The organism is Mucilaginibacter sp. OAE612, assembly GCF_041806395.1.
Taxonomy (GTDB): Bacteria; Bacteroidota; Bacteroidia; order Sphingobacteriales; family Sphingobacteriaceae; genus Mucilaginibacter; species Mucilaginibacter rubeus.
The window spans coordinates 1,893,047-1,910,488 of record NZ_JBGMUW010000001.1; the positions used below are offsets into that span (position 1 = coordinate 1,893,047).

A 17,442-nucleotide genomic window follows, 5' to 3' on the forward strand; every position below is an offset into this window, starting at 1 on the left:
TATTAAAATCGAAAAATGAAATTAATTGATGTAAGTTGCAATGTTTTTTAAAAAATTTTAAAAAGTGTGTAAGCAATACACCATATAAAATTGTCAGTAATTAATAAAATAATAGCTTGATGAAACGATTATTTACAGTATTTCTTTTGGTTTTCGGCTGCTTTGAAGTGTTTGGACAACAGCACAATATGTCAAAGCAATATGTTCCTGCAGGCGACCCTGCAGTTGAGCAAAAAATTGCAAATTGGCAGGATCTTAAGTTCGGTTTGTTTATGCACTGGGGTACCTACAGCCAGTGGGGGGTAGTTGAAAGCTGGAGCATTTGCCCCGAGGATGAAGGCTGGACACAACGCCGCGGTCCGTACGGCGCTACCTATAATGGTTATAAGGCGGCATACGAAAATCTCCAAACAACTTTTAACCCAACCAAATTCAATCCCGAAAAATGGGTAAAGGCGGCCAAAGATGCCGGAATGAAATATGTGATTTTCACTACCAAGCACCACGATGGCTTTTGCATGTTTGATACCAAAGAAACCGATTATAAGATCACCAGCAGCAAAACACCTTTTTCAAGCAATCCAAGGAGCAATGTAACTAAGGAGATCTTCGACGCTTTCCGTAAAGATAACTTTATGATTGGCGCTTACTTTTCAAAGCCCGACTGGCACACCGAAAATTACTGGTGGCCATACTTCCCGCCTAAAGATCGTAACGTAAATTACGATCCGAAAAAATATCCTGAACGCTGGCAAAAGTTTAAAGATTTTACCTATAACCAGATCAGCGAGCTCATGAGCGATTATGGCAAGGTTGATATTTTATGGCTTGATGGGGGATGGGTACGCCCGAAAAGCAGTGTTGATACTACCATAGAATGGCAGCGAGGAATTAAGTTTGACCAGGATATTGACATGCCAAGAATAGCCGCTATGGGCAGGCAAAAGCAACCCGGATTAATAGTGGTTGACCGTACCGTAGCAGGCAAATACGAAAATTACACTACCCCTGAGCAGGAGGTACCCGAAGCACCTCTTGATCATCCCTGGGAGAGCTGTATAACTATGGGCAATTCGTGGAGCTATGTTCCGGGCGACCATTATAAATCAGTGCAACAAATAGTTCAGTTATTGGTAAAGATCGTATCGCGTGGCGGCAACCTGCTTATGAATATAGGCCCAGGTCCTGATGGCGATTGGGACCCCGTAGCGTACGAACGCCTGCAGGGCATTAGCCAATGGATGAAGATTAACGGTGAAGGTATTTATGCCAGCCAGTCGGTAGCGCCATATTCAACAGGTAATATATATTATACTAAAGCCAAAAACAGCAACACCATTTATGCCTTTGCTTTGAGCGATCGGGAAAGAGTGGTTTTGCCTGCTACCGTATCAGTAAAATTAAAAGACATTAAAAAGGTAAAGAAAGTTACCCTGCTTGGAAGCACTCAAAGCCTTAAATGGAAACAGGTGACTGATGGTATTGATATCAGTATCCCTGCAAAATTACAACAAGCGAGCGGGCTTAATGAAGCGGCTGGTTTTAAAATAGTTTATTAATAATTCATAACAACCAAATAACCACAATGTCATTTCGACGAATAGGATAGGGCTAAGAAAGGTGAGGCGAAATCTTGTACAAGCGATGGGCAAATTTACAGGGGGGTACAAGATTTCTCCTGATTACTACCAAAAATGCCCTGTATACTCGTCTAAATGACAATTATACCGACAAAATCCCATATTATATAGCCAAGTTTTTACAGCTAAAATGATTTTGCAGTTTTTAATTTTGATTATCCATCCAACCCAAATAAATGACAACAACCCGTTCGGCAGGCAGATCTGCATTGTTTAAATTTTCATTAGTGTTATCCGTCCTCGCTTCTGGCGTTTATCAAAACGCGGGGGCACAAACCAGTTATGAGCTTAACAGCGGCTGGAAATGTACGTCAATGAATAGTGTTAAAGATAATGGCACTATTATATCTCAAGCCAATTATGATCTGGCTGCATGGAATCCTGCAGTAGTACCTGGAACGGTGCTTACAACCCAGGTAGCCAACAAACAGGTACCTGATCCATTTTACGGGATGAATAATGAGAAAATCCCTGATATCTATAAAGTTGGCCGCGATTATTATACCTACTGGTTCGCCAAAGATTTTAAAGAGGCCGCGCCAACCGGCAGTAATCAAACCTATCTTAATTTTCGTGGGGTAAACTATAGCTGCGATGTTTTCCTTAACGGGCATAAACTTAATAGCAAGCTGCATAAAGGCATGTTTTTACGCCAAAGCTATAATGTTACCAAATGGCTGAGCAAAAACGGCAATAATCGTTTAGCTGTTGTAGTATACCCTCCTGATGTTGTTGGTAACCCCAACGGCGGTCAGGGCGGTGATGGCACTATAGCGCGTGGCGTAGGCATTCAATATACGGCAGGCTGGGACTGGATCCAGCCCATCCGCGACCGCAATACCGGCATTTGGGATAAAGTAACCATTGAGCATACGGGTGCTGTGGTTATTAAAGATCCGCATGTGGTTACGCTTGTTCCGGGTGTTCGTCAGCCGGAAGGTGCACAACAGCCTGCTATTGTCCAAGTTTCGGCTGAGGTTGAAAACGCTACAGGTGCTGCAGTTAGCGGTACTTTACAATATAATTTAGATGGCAAGCTGGTATTGCAGTCGGTTACACTAAAAGCCAATTCAAAACAGGAAGTTAAACTGGCGGATTACAGCCTTAAAAACCCTAAGCTTTGGTGGCCTAATGGCTACGGTCCGCAAAATTTGTATAAGCTTAATTTGCAGTTTGTAGCGGGTGGCAAGCTATCCGACCAAAAACGCATTGAAGTTGGCGTACGCCAGATCACTACCGAGTGGAACAATAAAACCGAAAGTCGCCAGGTTAATGTGAACGGCCAAAAGGTATTTATTAAAGGCGGTAACTGGATCATCTCTGATCAGATGTTGCGTTTCAGCGATGCCCGTTATGATGCCGAAGTTCGTTTTCACCGTGATATGAACCTGAACCTGATCCGTGTTTGGGGTGGTGCGCTGATTGAACGCCCGGAGTTTTATGAGGCTTGCGATAAATACGGTATGCTGGTTTTTCAGGATATGTGGGGATCGGGCGATTGTAACGGCCGCTGGATAGATCCAATGAAGGCTGATGATCAATGGACCCGGCGTAAATATCCTGATGATCATGACCTATATTTAAAATCAGTTGCCGACCAGGTTAAACTGGTACGTAACTTCCCGTCGCTGGCTATCTGGTGCGGTGGCAACGAGATCACTCCGCCTGAAGACATTTTTGCAGCCCTGCGCGATACCATTATGCCAAAGCTGGATAATACGCGCTGGTTTATTCCATATTCAAATTCCGAAGAAATGTCGCGCAATGTACAGGGCGGTAATGGCGATGGCCCTTATGGTATCCAAAGCCTTACAACTTTCTGGGATCATCAAACTTATCCGTTCAATTCGGAAGTAGGGTCGGTTGGTGTTAGCGATTATGAATCATTAAAACGCTTTATTCCTGCCGAAAATATGGTTGTGCCTGAGTTTGATGCATCTACCGGAAAAACTAAAACAGACCCGGTGTGGGAGTATCATAAATATATCGGCTACGACGGTTTTATTGATAAATACGGCAAGGCTAAAAACGTTGAAGACTTTGCAACCAAAGCACAGTTGGTAAACTATGATCAATACCGTGCTTTGATGGAGGGCTTCAGCTCTCATATGTGGGATTGGTATACCGGTACAATCATCTGGAAAACCCAAAACCCATGGACAGCCATGCGCGGCCAGATGTATGATTATTACCTTGATCCTAATGCTTGTCTTTACGGCTTGCATAATGGCAGTGAACCTTTACATATCATGTACAACCAAACAGATGGTATGGTAATGGTGGCTAACAATACATTTAAAACGCATAGTAATATGCTGCTGGTAGTCAAAACTTATGATATGGATGGCAAGGAGAAAGTGTTAACAAAGGTTTTTGCTGATGTAACCCCAACTACTACCAAACGCTATTTGTCGCTTAAAAGAGAGATTGAAAAAGAAGCAAAAGACAAAGGCGTTTTCCTTTGCCTGCAACTGCTTAAGTCAGATAAAGAAGTGATCAGCGAAAATATTTATTGGTTACCCGATGGTAACGGCGATTTTTCCGGCTTACAAAAAATGCCGAAAGGTACTTTAGGAGCTACAGCCAGGTATTTGAAAAATGGCAAAGTAGAAGTAACGCTGACCAACGAAGGTAATGGCGCGCTTGCATTTTTCAACCGCCTGTCTTTAGTTAATGCTGATACGAAACAACGCGTCCTCCCGGCCTTTTACAGTGATAATTATGTAACGGTATTGCCGGGACAAACTAAAAAAGTTGTTATCGACCATAATCCAGGTGCAGATAAAAACCTTGCAGTAACTATTGGAGGCTGGAACATAACAGAACGTACTATATCTATCGACAAATAACAAAAAGAAGACAATGAAGACTATTTCAAAATATTTGTCGGCTGCAGCATTATTGCTTGCCTGTACAAGTGGTGTTAATGCCCAGGAAACGGCGTCGAAATTTCCGTTGATACCTTATCCTGCCCAATTAACTGCGGGAGAGGGCTCATTTACTATCACCTCTAAAACGGCTATTGTAAATGCCGGCGCTTTTAATACCGAAGCTTATGCCTTGAAGGATTTGTTGCGCAAAGGTTTAGGCACGCCTGTTGAAGTGAGCAAGATAAAGAAGGCCCACGCCATAAATCTTGTTTATGATGCAAGCATAACTACTCCCGAAGCTTATCGCATGAGTGTTACTAAAGAGCAGGTGGTTATCCGCGCGAAAGATCCGGCCGGCGTATTTCATGCGATAGAAACCATTCGTCAGTTATTGCCCGTTGGTATAGAAGCTGGTGTTGTGCAAAGGCAATTGTCATTGCCGGTTGTGGCTATAGAGGATGCACCTGTTTACGAATGGCGTGGTATGCATGTGGATGTATCGAGGCACTTCTTCTCGGTAAGTTACCTGAAAAAGTTTATCGACCGGATGGCTTTGTACAAAATGAATAAGCTGCACCTGCATTTAACGGATGATCAAGGCTGGCGTATCGAAATAAAAAAATACCCGCTGCTTACCGAAGCTGGCGCATGGCGTACGTTCAATAACCAGGATTCGGCCTGCATGAAAAAGGCTAAGGACAATCCCGATTTTGTGATCGATAAAGAGCACATCGTTCAAAAAAATGGCAAAACCATGTACGGTGGTTTTTATACGCAGGAGGAAATGAAAGGCGTTGTTGCTTATGCTGCTGCAAGGCATATTGATATCGTTCCGGAAATTGACATGCCGGGTCACATGATGGCTGCCATTAACTCATACCCGTTTTTAACCTGTGATGGCGAAAATAAATGGGGCGAGCTGTTCACCAAGCCTATCTGCCCGTGTAACGAAAGCACCTTTGAGTTTGCCGAGAATGTGTTTACCGAGATCATGCAGATCTTCCCGTCAAAATATATCCACATTGGCGGCGATGAGGTTGATCGCACCAATTGGGGCAAATCAGATGCTTGTAAAGCCCTGATGGCTAAAGAAGGTATTAAAGACCTGGCCGGCTTGCACAGTTATTTTATTAACCGTATGGAGAAATTCTTCAATTCCAAAGGTCGTAAGTTGATTGGTTGGGATGAGGTTATTGAAGGTGGTATTAGCCCTACAGCTATTATCATGTACTGGCGTACCTGGGTACCTGATGCACCGGTTAAAGCTGTGAAGAATGGCAATACCGTGATCATGACGCCCGGCGAACCACTTTATTTCGACAATCAGCCAGATCAGTATTCCGTCAGTAAAGTATATCATTTTAATCCGGTACCAAAAGTGCTGAATGCAGAAGAAGCAAAATCAATTATCGGCGCACAGGCTAATCTCTGGTCAGAAATGATTCCTTCAGAAAAACGTGCCGATTATATGTATATGCCACGTTTAACCGCATTGTCCGAAATGCTGTGGACACATAAGGAAAGTGAATACGATTCATACCTGCAGCGTTTAACTCAACAATATAAAAGAATGGACGCGATGAAGATCAATTATCGTTTGCCCGATCTGCCAAATTTGCTTAACCAATATGTTTTCACAGATGAAGGCAAGCTAAGCATAGCATCTCCATTACCAAGCTTGACTATCCGCTATACTACCGATGGTACTTTGCCAGATGCTAAATCACCTGTATTGCCATCTCCATTAACTATTTCAAAGTCGGAATTGGTAAGGGTTGCCGCGTTTACACCAACCGGGACACGTGGTGATGTTTATAATTTGAACTACACACAACAGCAAATGCTTGGCCCGGTAAAAATTGCCCCGCCAAAACCCGGGCTTACAGCTACTTATTATAAGGCTTTCTTTAAAAAGACTGCGTTAATGCAAAATGCAAAGGTTGACAGCACGTTTAGTACTGATAAAATAGAAGTACCTGCTACGGTTAAAGCTCCGTCATTTGGTATCACTTACAAAGGTTACATCGATGTGCCAGCTGATGGTATTTACAGCTTTTATTTAACCTGCGATGATGGTGGCGTACTTTACATTGGCGATAAAACGGTTGTAGATAACGATGGCAATCACTCGGCACAGGAACGGAGCGGGCAGGTTGCCCTTAAAATGGGTGCGCATCCGTTTAAGCTTGATTTTATTGAAGGCGGTGGCGGCTTTAAGCTGTTGCTGAAATATAGTGTTAATGGCTCGGCCCCACAGGATGTGCCGTCATCATGGTTCAAAAACTAATTATCTGATACCAATTATGAAGAAGTTTACAGGCATTGCCTTATTATTACTTACGGCCGGTTTAAACGGTTTCGGCCAAACTGCTCCTAAACCTTATGGCGTATTGCCTACACAAGGGCAGCTTAACTGGCAGGAAACCGGGATGTATTGCATTATCCATTACGGCGTTGATACTTATACCAACAAGGAGTGGGGCTTTGGCGATGAAGACCCAAAGATTTTCAACCCATCGCAGTTTAGTGCACTGCAGATTGTGGCAGCCGCAAAAGCCGGCGGTTTTAAGGGTGTAGTTGTGGTTGCCAAACACCACGATGGTTTTTGTATTTGGCCAACTAAAACTACGGAGCACAATATCACCAAAAGCCCATATAAAAATGGTAAGGGCGATATGCTGAAAGAATATCGCGAAGCTTGCGATAAACTCGGCATGAAACTGGGTGTATACTGCTCGCCATGGGACAGGAACAACCCCAACTACGGCACCGCCGAATATGTGAAGATCTATCGTGAACAACTGAAGGAATTGTATACCAATTATGGCCCGCTGTTTATTTCATGGCACGATGGTGCTAACGGGGGCGATGGCTACTATGGCGGCAAACGAGAAGTGCGAAAAATTGACCGTTCAACTTATTATGGCTGGGATACTACCTGGGCTATAACCCGCAAACTACAACCGAATGCTGTTTTATTTGGCGATGTTGGCCCGGATGTGCGTTGGGTAGGTAATGAGGAAGGTCATGCGGGCGAAACCTGCTGGGCAACTTATACACCACATGCTCCTGATGAAGGCAAAACCCCGGCTAATGGTTATGTGAAAGATTACGAAGGCACCGAAGGCACCCGTAACGGTAAATACTGGATGCCTGCCGAGTGCGATGTTTCATTACGCCCCGGATGGTTTTACCATAAAACACAGGATGAAGGTGTGAAATCGCCTTATACCTTGCTCGATCTGTATTACAAAAGTGTAGGCCGTGGTGCGGCGCTTGATTTGGGTTTATCTCCTGATCCGCGTGGTATTATTAACGAGATCGATGTTAAATCATTAACCGAGTTTGGTAACCTGGTTAAACAAACCTTCGCGATAAACTTGGCAAAAGGCGCAACACTAACAGCCAGTAATGTGCGTGGTGGCAACAAAGCCAAATTCGGTCCGCAGTTTTTGTTAGATGACAACCGTTACAGCTATTGGGCAACTGACGATAAAGTGACTACTCCTGAATTAACTATCGATCTGCATTCACCTAAAACATTTAATGTGATCCGCCTGCGCGAAAATATCAAGCTTGGACAGCGTATTGAAGCCGTTGCCGTAGATGCTTATTTAAATGGCAAATGGGAGCAGATTGGCTCGGCTACCAGTATTGGAGGTAACAGGCTGATCCGTTTAACGCAAAATATCACTGCAAGTAAATTACGGCTGAGGGTTACTGCTTCGCCGGTGGCTATTGCCTTGAGCGATTTCGGAATATATAAAGAGCCGGTGCATTTAACAGCACCAAAAGTATCACGCAATAAAAAAGGAGAGATTAGTATTACCACCGAAGCGCCGGTAAGCGCGATACGCTATACGCTTGACGGGCATGAGCCAACATCGAGCTCTCCGGTTTATACCAAGCCGTTTGTGCTTAATGAGGGCGGAGTAGTAAAAGCCCGGAGCTTTGAAGGTAAAAATCAACAAAGTGAAAGCGCTTATGCATCATTCGGCTTTGCTAAAACCGATTGGAAATTAGTGGATGCTACTGCGGCTAATGACCAATGGAACAAGGCCGAAAATGCCTTTGATGAAAATACCGGTAGTCTTTACAGCACACTGAAAAAAGAAGATGCGCAATTCCCGCAGCAGATATGCGTTGATTTGGGTAAAGAACAAAAGATAAAAGCATTTGGCTATTTGCCAAGGCAGGATAAACAGGCCCAGGGCATTGTTGATAGCTACGTGTTTTATGTCAGCAACGACGGCAAAACCTGGGAAAAGGTGGCGTCGGGCGAGTTTTCTAATATCAAATCGAACCCAATTGAGCAGCCTGTCGCATTAAAGCAGGAGGTTAGCGCGCGTTATATTAAATTTGAAGCTACGCATGTAATTGCAGGCAATGGTATTACCGTAGCCGAATTAAGCGTTTATTAATAATCTATTAAGTATTGGGGTTTAATTGGCAGCAATATAAACCTCAATACTATCATTTAAGTAAAGAATGAAAAAACAACTCGTTTTGGCCAGTTTACTGGCCCTGGTTAATTTAAGCTCCCAGGCACAAAGGCATCAATCGCAGCCTATGAAAAAAGCAGGCGGTTTAACGCAATATGTCGATCCGTACATCGGTACCGGTTTCCACGGTCACGTTTTTGTGGGCGCAAACGTTCCCTTTGGTGCCGTGCAGTTAGGCCCAACCAACATTTCTGAAGGCTGGGACTGGTGCTCCGGTTATCACATTTCTGATTCTACCATCATCGGCTTCCAGCATACCCACCTGAGCGGTACCGGCATAGGTGATTTAGGCGATATTTCTTTTATGCCAACAACCGGGCCAATCAACGTATGCAAGGGCAGTAACAAAGATTTAAAAAGTGGTTATGTGTCGTTGTTCAGTCACAAGGATGAGGTTGTAAAACCCGGATATTATAAAGTAAAGCTTAAAAAATATGATATCGGCGTTGAGCTTACTGCCAGTACCCGTGTTGGTATGCATAAGTACACTTTCCCGGCGTCAAAAGATGCGCACATCCTCATCGATTTGCAGGAAGGCATCGGCTGGGACAGGCCAATGGAAACCTATATTAAACAGGTTGACAAGAATACCATTTGCGGCTACCGCTTTTCCAAAGGCTGGGCAGATGATCAGCGTATTTACTTTACTGCCGTGTTTTCAAAGCCCATTAAAACTTTCGCGGTTTATGACAGTACGGCCAACGTTAAAGGTACTGAGCTAAAAGGGGAAAAGGTAAAAGGCGTAATCAGTTTTACTACCACCAAAGGTGAAGTGGTTTACGCTAAAGTGGGAATCTCGCCGGTAAGCGCAGAAAATGCCATACTTAATATTAAGGCGGAGATCCCGGGCTGGGATTTCAATAAAGTTGTTACAGATGCCGATGCAGCCTGGAATAAGCAATTCCAGAAAATTGTGATCAAAGCTGATTCATTGTCTCAGATGAAGAAGTTTTATACAGCTTTTTATCACACTATGATAGCGCCGTCTATTTTTAACGATGTAAATGGCGAATACTGGGGAACCGATAAAAAGGTGCACAAAAACGAAGGTTTCAATAATGTAACCACCTTTTCATTATGGGATACGTATCGATCCAACAACCCGTTGTCAACCATTATCCACCCGGAGCATGTGAATGATATGATCAACTCTATGCTGGCTATCTACCAGCAACAGGGCAGTTTGCCGGTTTGGCATTTGATGGCTAATGAAACCAATTGTATGGTGGGCTACAGCGCAGTACCTGTTGTAGCCGATGCTCTCTTAAAAGGTTATAAAGGCTTTGATGCCAATTTAGCTTACGAGGCCATGAAAACCACCGCTATGGGCGATGACCGTGGTATCAAATATGTGAAAAAATATGGCTATATCCCGGCAGATAGCAGCCGGGAATCAGTTTCAATGGGTCTTGAATATGCCATTGACGATTGGAGCCTGGCACAGGTAGCCAAAAAATTAGGCAAAACAGAAGACTATGCTTACTTCAGCAAACGCGGTGCCTACTACAAAAACTATTATGATGCCAAAGCTGGTTTTATGCGTGGGCGTTTATCGCAGGATGCATGGCGTACACCTTACAGCCCGTTCATTTCTATCCATGAAACCGGCGACTTTACCGAAGGCAACGGCTGGCAATATACCTTCCTTGTTCCGCAGGATGTGGAAGGTTTGATTGATATGCTGGGTGGCGTTGATAAGTTCAATACTAAATTGGATTCATTATTTATTGCCCAGGGCGATATGGGTAAATTTAAGTCGCCGGATGTATCTGGTTTGATCGGTCAATATGCCCACGGTAACGAGCCGAGCCACCCGATGAGCTATTACTACGCTTACTCGGGCAAGCCATGGAAAACAGCCGAAAAAGTGAGGTTTATCCTTGATGATTTTTATACTGATAAACCAGATGGTATTATCGGTAATGAAGATGTTGGCCAGATGTCGGCATGGTACGTGTTATCCGCAGTTGGTTTTTACCCGGTTAACCCGGCTAATGGCCTATATGTATTCGGCAGTCCGGTAGTAAATGAAGCTACGCTACAATTACAAGGCAATAAGAAATTCCATGTAGTTGTTAAAAATAACGGCCCTAAAAACAAGTACATCCAGGCTATGACATTGAACGGTGCCGATTATACCAAAGCTTATATCAAACATACAGATGTTATGCAGGGCGGCGAACTGGTAATTACTATGGGCGATAAACCTGGCACTGTTTGGGGCGTTGGGGAAGCTAACAAGGCGGTTTCGGTGTTGAAGTAGATCCTATCGATACGTCATTGCGAGCGCAGCGCGGCAATCGCACGGAAGCAGAGCCGCCATGTACAGCATGCGATTGCTTCGTACCATACAGCAATGAGATGAGTTTATTGAATTAAAAAGGGATGCCCGGCGGGCATCCTTTTTTAATTTTTGCGCATGGTCGATGTTATCATCGCACCAACAGGCTGCTTACCTTTTCCAATGAAACAGGATTTACCAAATTATGCGATAGCATGATAACACAGACAGCAGGAGGGGGTTGACAGGGTTAACATAATTTGAAAATTATTAAATTAAATAACTGATTATCAGTTGTTTGATTTGACGTAGGGGTTACGCGAAAGATTTGCAATAATTCAGCTTGTGGCCGGTGTTAGCACGCTTGAACTTGCAGAAATATCTCCATATGATAAATTCCTAATTAAAACTTAATCCCCGTTCGGTATGTTATCCCAGCATGAACCGTCTCCTCAAAAAGCTCGAAAGAATTGGCCGCGATCCTAAGATCACTGCAAAGGCAGTCGGCCTGCGTTATGTTTCTGATTCATCACCAGGTTATACCCGCAAAAAATCGGGCAAGGGTTGGAGCTATTATGATGCGGATGGTAATCTGGTAAAAGACAAAGAGCTGATAACAAGGTTCAATAAGCTGGTGATTCCGCCGGCATACACTAATGTTTGGATCTCGCCGTATGATAACAGTCACCTGCAATTTACGGGTACCGATGCAGCCGGGCGCAAGCAATATCGTTACCATGCTCACTGGAACCAGATCCGCAACCAATCCAAATATCATCGCATGCAAACTTTCGCGGCGCATTTGCCTGCTATTCGTGAGCAGGTAGATAAAGATCTGGCAAGACGTGATCTTGGTCATGAAAAGGTAGTGGCACTTGTGGTAAGGTTAATGGAATTGACAAGTATCAGGGTAGGGAATGAGTCGTACAAAAAGTTGTATGGATCATTTGGTTTAACAACTTTGCAAAACAGGCATGTAAAGGTTGAAGGTTCTAATTTACGATTTGAGTTTAAAGGTAAAAAAGGGGTGTTTCACAAAGTATCGCTCCAGAGCCGTAAGCTGGCCCGTTTAGTAAAGCAATGCCGGGATATTCCGGGAAAAGAGCTTTTTCAATACTATAATGAGGATGGAACCCGTTGCAGTGTTGGTTCAGGCGATATCAATAATTACCTGCACGAAATAACCGGCGAGGATTTTACAGCCAAGGATTTCCGTACCTGGGCCGGCAGTGTGAGTGCGCTATACGCCTTTAAAGAAGCCGGGGAGTTCAATAGCGTAACAGAATGTAAAAAGAAGATTGTGAGTGTTTTGGATGAAGTAGCGATAAACCTTGGGAACACGCGTACTGTTTGTAAAAAGTACTACGTGCACCCATCGGTTATTAAAAGTTATGAAGAAGGCACCATTTTTAAGTATATCAGCCAGCTTGATGAACGCGAAGAGGTAAAAGCCGCCGAACTTAATATTGCTGAGAAAGCCTTACTCAACCTGCTGGAAACGGAAAAACTGGCCGAGGCCAGTTGAAGGTTGATTATGTTTAAAGTTGCTTAAGAGAGTGGTTATTTCTATTAACTATTAACTGATTTTATCGAAATAAAACTACTCACCTAATCCAACTTAATCAACCAATTATTTTACTTTTTACGGGTGGTAATCACTACTACACCGTCTTTGGCTTTATCGCCGTATTTTTTCGTACTGTCATCGCCTTTCAATATCGAAATGCTTTCTATTTTGTCGGGATTAAGTTTTTTAAAGGCTTCTATGGAACTGGTTTTACCGTCTATTACAATTAATGGGTCTTTATCGCCATTAGTCATAATGCTCATTCCGTTAACGTTTAACGCCTTAACGTTTGCTTTTTTGCCGTAGCCGGTAACAACCACATCGCCTCCATTTGCCACTATCGCGTCATCATCGGATTTTATGCTGTATGAAAGGGCCGTTGGTTTAGCTTTTACGCCGTTTATGGTTATGCTGCTACTGCCAGTTCCGCTTGATGAGCTGGTAGTGTTTTTTGAAATGTAAGTTTTTACATTGCTGTAAGTTTTACCACCACTTTTACTAACCGGACCAACTACGTTAATATTGTCATTGTCATTTAGCACAGTATAGCCGCTTAGGTTGGTGTTAACCTTTTTAAAAGTAATGTTGGGTACATCTTTTTCGAGCTCGTCCTTATTAGGAGCGTCTTTAGTAATTATGTAAGCAACTTTAACAGGTTTGTCATCATCAATTTTTACAAACTTCCGGGCGTTATCGCCGGTAAGTATATACATGTTCTCGATTTTTGTCGGATCGAGGGTTTTACTGGTAGATACCACGCCATTTATCACAAATACCAAAGAATCTTTTTTAATGAATGCAAAAGATATCTTTAGCTCTTTATTAGTATCCGGTTTGACGGCCATTGGCGCGATAGCTATTAATGGTGTAAGTGAGGGTTGAGGCACGGCCGCGGGTGTAACCATTGGTTTTGCAGCAGGTGTTTTGTGGATTGGTTTACCTGCTTTTACCGGTTTTGCAGATGGAATTTCCTCTGCATTGATGTTAATGATCCTGGCCAGTGGTTGTACCGCGGCGGCAAGGGTGATCCTCACCGGTTTGGCAAAGTCAGCTTTTGAAATGCTGAATACCAGCAACAGGGCCATAACGGCCGGCACTACAAAAGCGTAGCGGGTGAGGTTAAGTTTCGACGATCTTTTCGCGTTCATCATGATTATCCGTTTTTTTATAGTTGAAATATTGAAATGGTTTACAATGCCGGGTTGGTTGTTGTTAAAGCTTACATTAACCAAACTGTATTGGTATGCTTTACTGTCGATACCGTTTTTGAGGATCTTTCGATCAGTAATAAACTCGATGTTTTCCCTTACCGCCCGCTTAATAAGCCAGATGCCCGGGTTAAACCAGTAGAAAATGCTGCTGAGCTCGGCTAACAAAATATCGGCAGTATGCCACTGGTTTACGTGTACCTGCTCATGCAGCAGGATTGATTTCAGATCGGCGGGTTCATGTTTGGCGGGGTTTACATAAATGCTTCGCCAAAATGAAAATGGCGCCGCGTCTTTATCCATTACCCTTACCAAATGGCCGCCTATGTATTGAGGTTTGGAGTTTTTATACAATCGTAAAAGGGAAAAAAGCTGCAAGGCCAGGCGGATGAGCAGCAAACCGGCACCCGTCCAGAAAATAATGCTCAGCCAGTACCAGTAATCAAATGTTTGAACCGGCTGGTTCACCAGTTGAGCCGGCGACTGCCAGTTAAGGGCTATTTGCTCCATAGGTTTGGCCAGTTCTTCGTGCCGCTGCACAAAAGCCGAAAAATTGATCTGTGGATAAATACTGGCAAACAGGATTGCCGCAAGTAAATAGATCCGGTTAAGTGTATAAAAGGTAAGGGGCCTTAGCACCAGGTAATAGCCCGCGCAAAACAATAGCAGGGCTATGTTCACTTTCAGTAAAAAAACAAATGTTGCCGGCATGGTTGTAAGGTTTATTGTTTTTCAATGAGTTTAATGATCTCTTTCAGGTCGGTAGCGCTGATCTTTTTTTCGTTGGCAAAAAACGTCACCAGGTCTTTATAGGAGTTTTGAAAATAGTCGCTTACAAAACCGCTCATAAAGCGCTTTTTATATTCCTCTTCTTGTATCAGGGGCAGGTAGCGGAACGAGTTGCCTAATTTTTCGCTTTTCAAAAATCCTTTGCGTTCCAGGTTTTTTATGGTTGAGGCAAGGGTGGTGTAGGGTGGCTTAGGTTCGGCCAGCTGATCTAAAAAATCCTTGATAAATCCCGGGCCCGATTGCCACACCGCTTGCATTGCTTCTTCCTCTTGTTGCGATAGTTTTTCCATTGTTTTTACGATTGTTTCGTAAATCTACGAACTATTCGTAGTAATGCAAATTTATTTTAACTTTTTAACAGAATTTAACGTTTGGGAGGAGAGGTTAGTGATTGGAGATCAGTGATTAGGAGGTTGTCCGAATCAGAATTAACAGGATTTTAGAATTTACAGAATCTTGTCTTAATCAGAATTAACAGATTTAAGAATTAACTGAATGCTACTTCCATGAAAATTACCAATTCTGAAAATTTTATAATTCTGAAAATTCTGATTCAGACAAATGCGTTAGGGAGAGGAGCGGATACCAGCCAATGAGCGTAAGGCCTGCAGGCGTATGAGCGGAAAGCCCGGCCGCAGGCAACGCCCTTAATCTGAACCATGATTTTTAGGATTAATGGATTGGCAGGATGTTACTTTGAAATTGTCTGAACCCGAGTTAGACCAATTGTTATAATTTATTGAATTTGCCTGTTATTTTGTTAATTCATTAATTCTGAAAATTCTGATTCAGACTAAAATTCGAGTTCAGACAAAAACATCAACCATATCTTAACATAAATTCCCCGGTCATCAAAACAACGTTGTTAATTTTATAAAAGCTGTAACAAAAGTTGTTTTACGCTTAACATAAAAGCAAACAAAAAACTATATTTAAACCAGAGTTGATTGTAAAACATAAATACGCGCTTATTGAAAACTATTACCCGCAGGGACTTTTTAAGTAAAGGTGCCATGTTGGCTGGCGGTGCTTATCCCGCTATGCTTGCCCTTGGTTTATTGAAACCATCGCCAGCACATGCTTTCAATCTTGAGGGCAGCGGCAAAGGCAAACACATTATTATTTTAGGGGCCGGGTTAGCCGGCATGACCTGTGCCTATGAGCTTGGTAAGCTCGGCTATCAATGTACCATTTTGGAGGCGCGGCAACGCACCGGCGGTCGCTGCTTTAGTATTCGTAACGGCAGTACCAATACCGAAATTGATAAGCCTGCGGCTACAGCCCGTTTTGATGCCGGCCAATATTTCAATGCCGGCCCATCGCGCATACCACACAACCATGAGCTTACGCTGCATTACTGTAAAGAGCTGGGGGTGCCTATTCAGGTTTATAACAATGTAAATGAAGGCGCTTATTACTTTGCCGAAGGCAAAGGCCCTTTATCCAACAAAAAGATAAAGGTTAGGGAGGTGCATAATGATATCCGTGGATACATGACCGAAATGCTGGCTAAAAGCATTGACCACGGTAGTCTCGATAGCAGCTTTACCAAAGAGGACGGCGAAAAGATCATCGAATACCTGCAAGCCGAAGGTGGATTGGATGTTGATAAACTGTACAAAGCTTCGGCACGCCGGGGTTATGCCGAAACGCCGGGAGCCGGCGACAAGCCCGGTAAAGTTGCTGATCCGCATAAATTGGCCGATCTGCTGCATTCCGGTTTGATGGATCCCGATTTTTATAATGTGGCCGAATATACCTACGAACTGCAGATGACCATGTTTCAGGCCGTGGGGGGTATGGATCAGATAGCTAAAGCATTGGAAAAGAAAGTGGCGCCGTCAATAAAAACGGGTGCGGAGGTTACTGCCATTAATAATGTACCTGATGGTGTTAAGATAACTTATAAAGACGCTACAGGAGAGCATACCTTAAACGGCGACCTGTGTATTTGCACTATTCCGCTGCCGGTACTAAGCAATATCAGCAATAATTTCAGCGGTGATGTTAGCCGTGCTATTGATTATATCAGCTATAACCAAACCGGGAAGATTGGCCTGCAGTTTAAACGCAGGTTTTGGGAGGAGGATGAACATATATACGGGGGTATAACGCACACTAACAATGATTTAACGCAGATTTTTTATCCATCCTATGATTATTTAGGAAAAAAGGGTATCTTGATTGGATATTACAACTTTAACGAAAAAGCGCAAAAGATCGGCGCTTTAGGCTACGCCGAAAGGGAGAAGTTCGCGCTGGAAAAAGGCAGGCTGATTCACCCGCAATATGACAAGGAGTTTGAAAGCTCGTTTTCGGTAAGCTGGCATAAAACAAAATATAATTTAGGCGGATGGGCGGTTTATACCACAGAAACCCGCAAAACACAATACCCGGTACTGTTAAAGCCCGATAAGCAGGTATATTTTGCAGGTGAGCATTTGACATACCTGAATGCCTGGATGGCCGGTGCCTTTGAATCGGCCAGGAGCACGGTTGCCGCTGTACATGCAAGGGTTACCAACCAGCGTACCCAATACCCGGTTCAAAAATAAAACGACGTTAAAAAACATTAAATACCACCA

At 43.4% G+C, this 17,442-nt stretch carries 9 protein-coding genes; 7 read left to right on the plus strand and 2 right to left on the minus strand.

The window, feature by feature from the left end:
* Positions 1–119: 119 nt before the first annotated feature.
* The 6 genes from ABID99_RS08045 to ABID99_RS08070 all read left to right on the plus strand — a co-directional run bounded on the left by ABID99_RS08045 (position 120) and on the right by ABID99_RS08070 (position 12,818).
* The gene (locus tag ABID99_RS08045) at positions 120–1,559 is read left to right on the plus strand and encodes an alpha-L-fucosidase (protein WP_373613387.1); all 1,440 of its coding nucleotides are present in this window, start codon (positions 120–122) and stop codon (positions 1,557–1,559) included.
* 257 nt (positions 1,560–1,816) lie between these two features.
* Positions 1,817–4,489, plus strand: a complete 2,673-nt coding sequence (locus ABID99_RS08050; protein ID WP_373613388.1) for a glycoside hydrolase family 2 TIM barrel-domain containing protein — start codon at positions 1,817–1,819, stop codon at positions 4,487–4,489.
* 13 nt (positions 4,490–4,502) lie between these two features.
* Positions 4,503–6,797, plus strand: coding sequence for a family 20 glycosylhydrolase (locus tag ABID99_RS08055; RefSeq protein ID WP_373613389.1), 2,295 nt, complete (start codon positions 4,503–4,505; stop codon positions 6,795–6,797).
* Positions 6,798–6,813: 16 nt separating this feature from the next.
* A complete protein-coding gene (locus tag ABID99_RS08060; protein WP_373613390.1) occupies positions 6,814–8,931 on the plus strand; it encodes an alpha-L-fucosidase in 2,118 nt (705 codons plus the stop codon).
* A 67-nt stretch (positions 8,932–8,998) separates the two neighbouring features.
* The gene (locus tag ABID99_RS08065; RefSeq protein WP_373613391.1) at positions 8,999–11,275 is read left to right on the plus strand and encodes a GH92 family glycosyl hydrolase; all 2,277 of its coding nucleotides are present in this window, start codon (positions 8,999–9,001) and stop codon (positions 11,273–11,275) included.
* A 457-nt stretch (positions 11,276–11,732) separates the two neighbouring features.
* On the plus strand, positions 11,733–12,818 hold the full coding sequence (locus tag ABID99_RS08070) for a DNA topoisomerase IB (RefSeq protein ID WP_373613392.1): 1,086 nt from the start codon (positions 11,733–11,735) through the stop codon (positions 12,816–12,818).
* A 110-nt stretch (positions 12,819–12,928) separates the two neighbouring features.
* Here the strand turns inward: ABID99_RS08070 and ABID99_RS08075 are convergent, their stop codons facing one another.
* Together ABID99_RS08075 and ABID99_RS08080 are read right to left on the minus strand one after the other, a co-directional pair.
* The gene (locus tag ABID99_RS08075) at positions 12,929–14,779 is read right to left on the minus strand and encodes a M56 family metallopeptidase (protein ID WP_373613393.1); all 1,851 of its coding nucleotides are present in this window, start codon (positions 14,777–14,779) and stop codon (positions 12,929–12,931) included.
* A gap of 11 nt (positions 14,780–14,790) precedes the next feature.
* The gene (locus tag ABID99_RS08080; protein ID WP_090526995.1) at positions 14,791–15,147 is read right to left on the minus strand and encodes a BlaI/MecI/CopY family transcriptional regulator; all 357 of its coding nucleotides are present in this window, start codon (positions 15,145–15,147) and stop codon (positions 14,791–14,793) included.
* A gap of 681 nt (positions 15,148–15,828) precedes the next feature.
* On the opposite strand from ABID99_RS08080, the gene ABID99_RS08085 reads away from it, so the two are divergent.
* The gene (locus ABID99_RS08085; protein WP_354483800.1) at positions 15,829–17,412 is read left to right on the plus strand and encodes an FAD-dependent oxidoreductase; all 1,584 of its coding nucleotides are present in this window, start codon (positions 15,829–15,831) and stop codon (positions 17,410–17,412) included.
* The last annotated feature ends 30 nt before the right edge of the window (positions 17,413–17,442 follow it).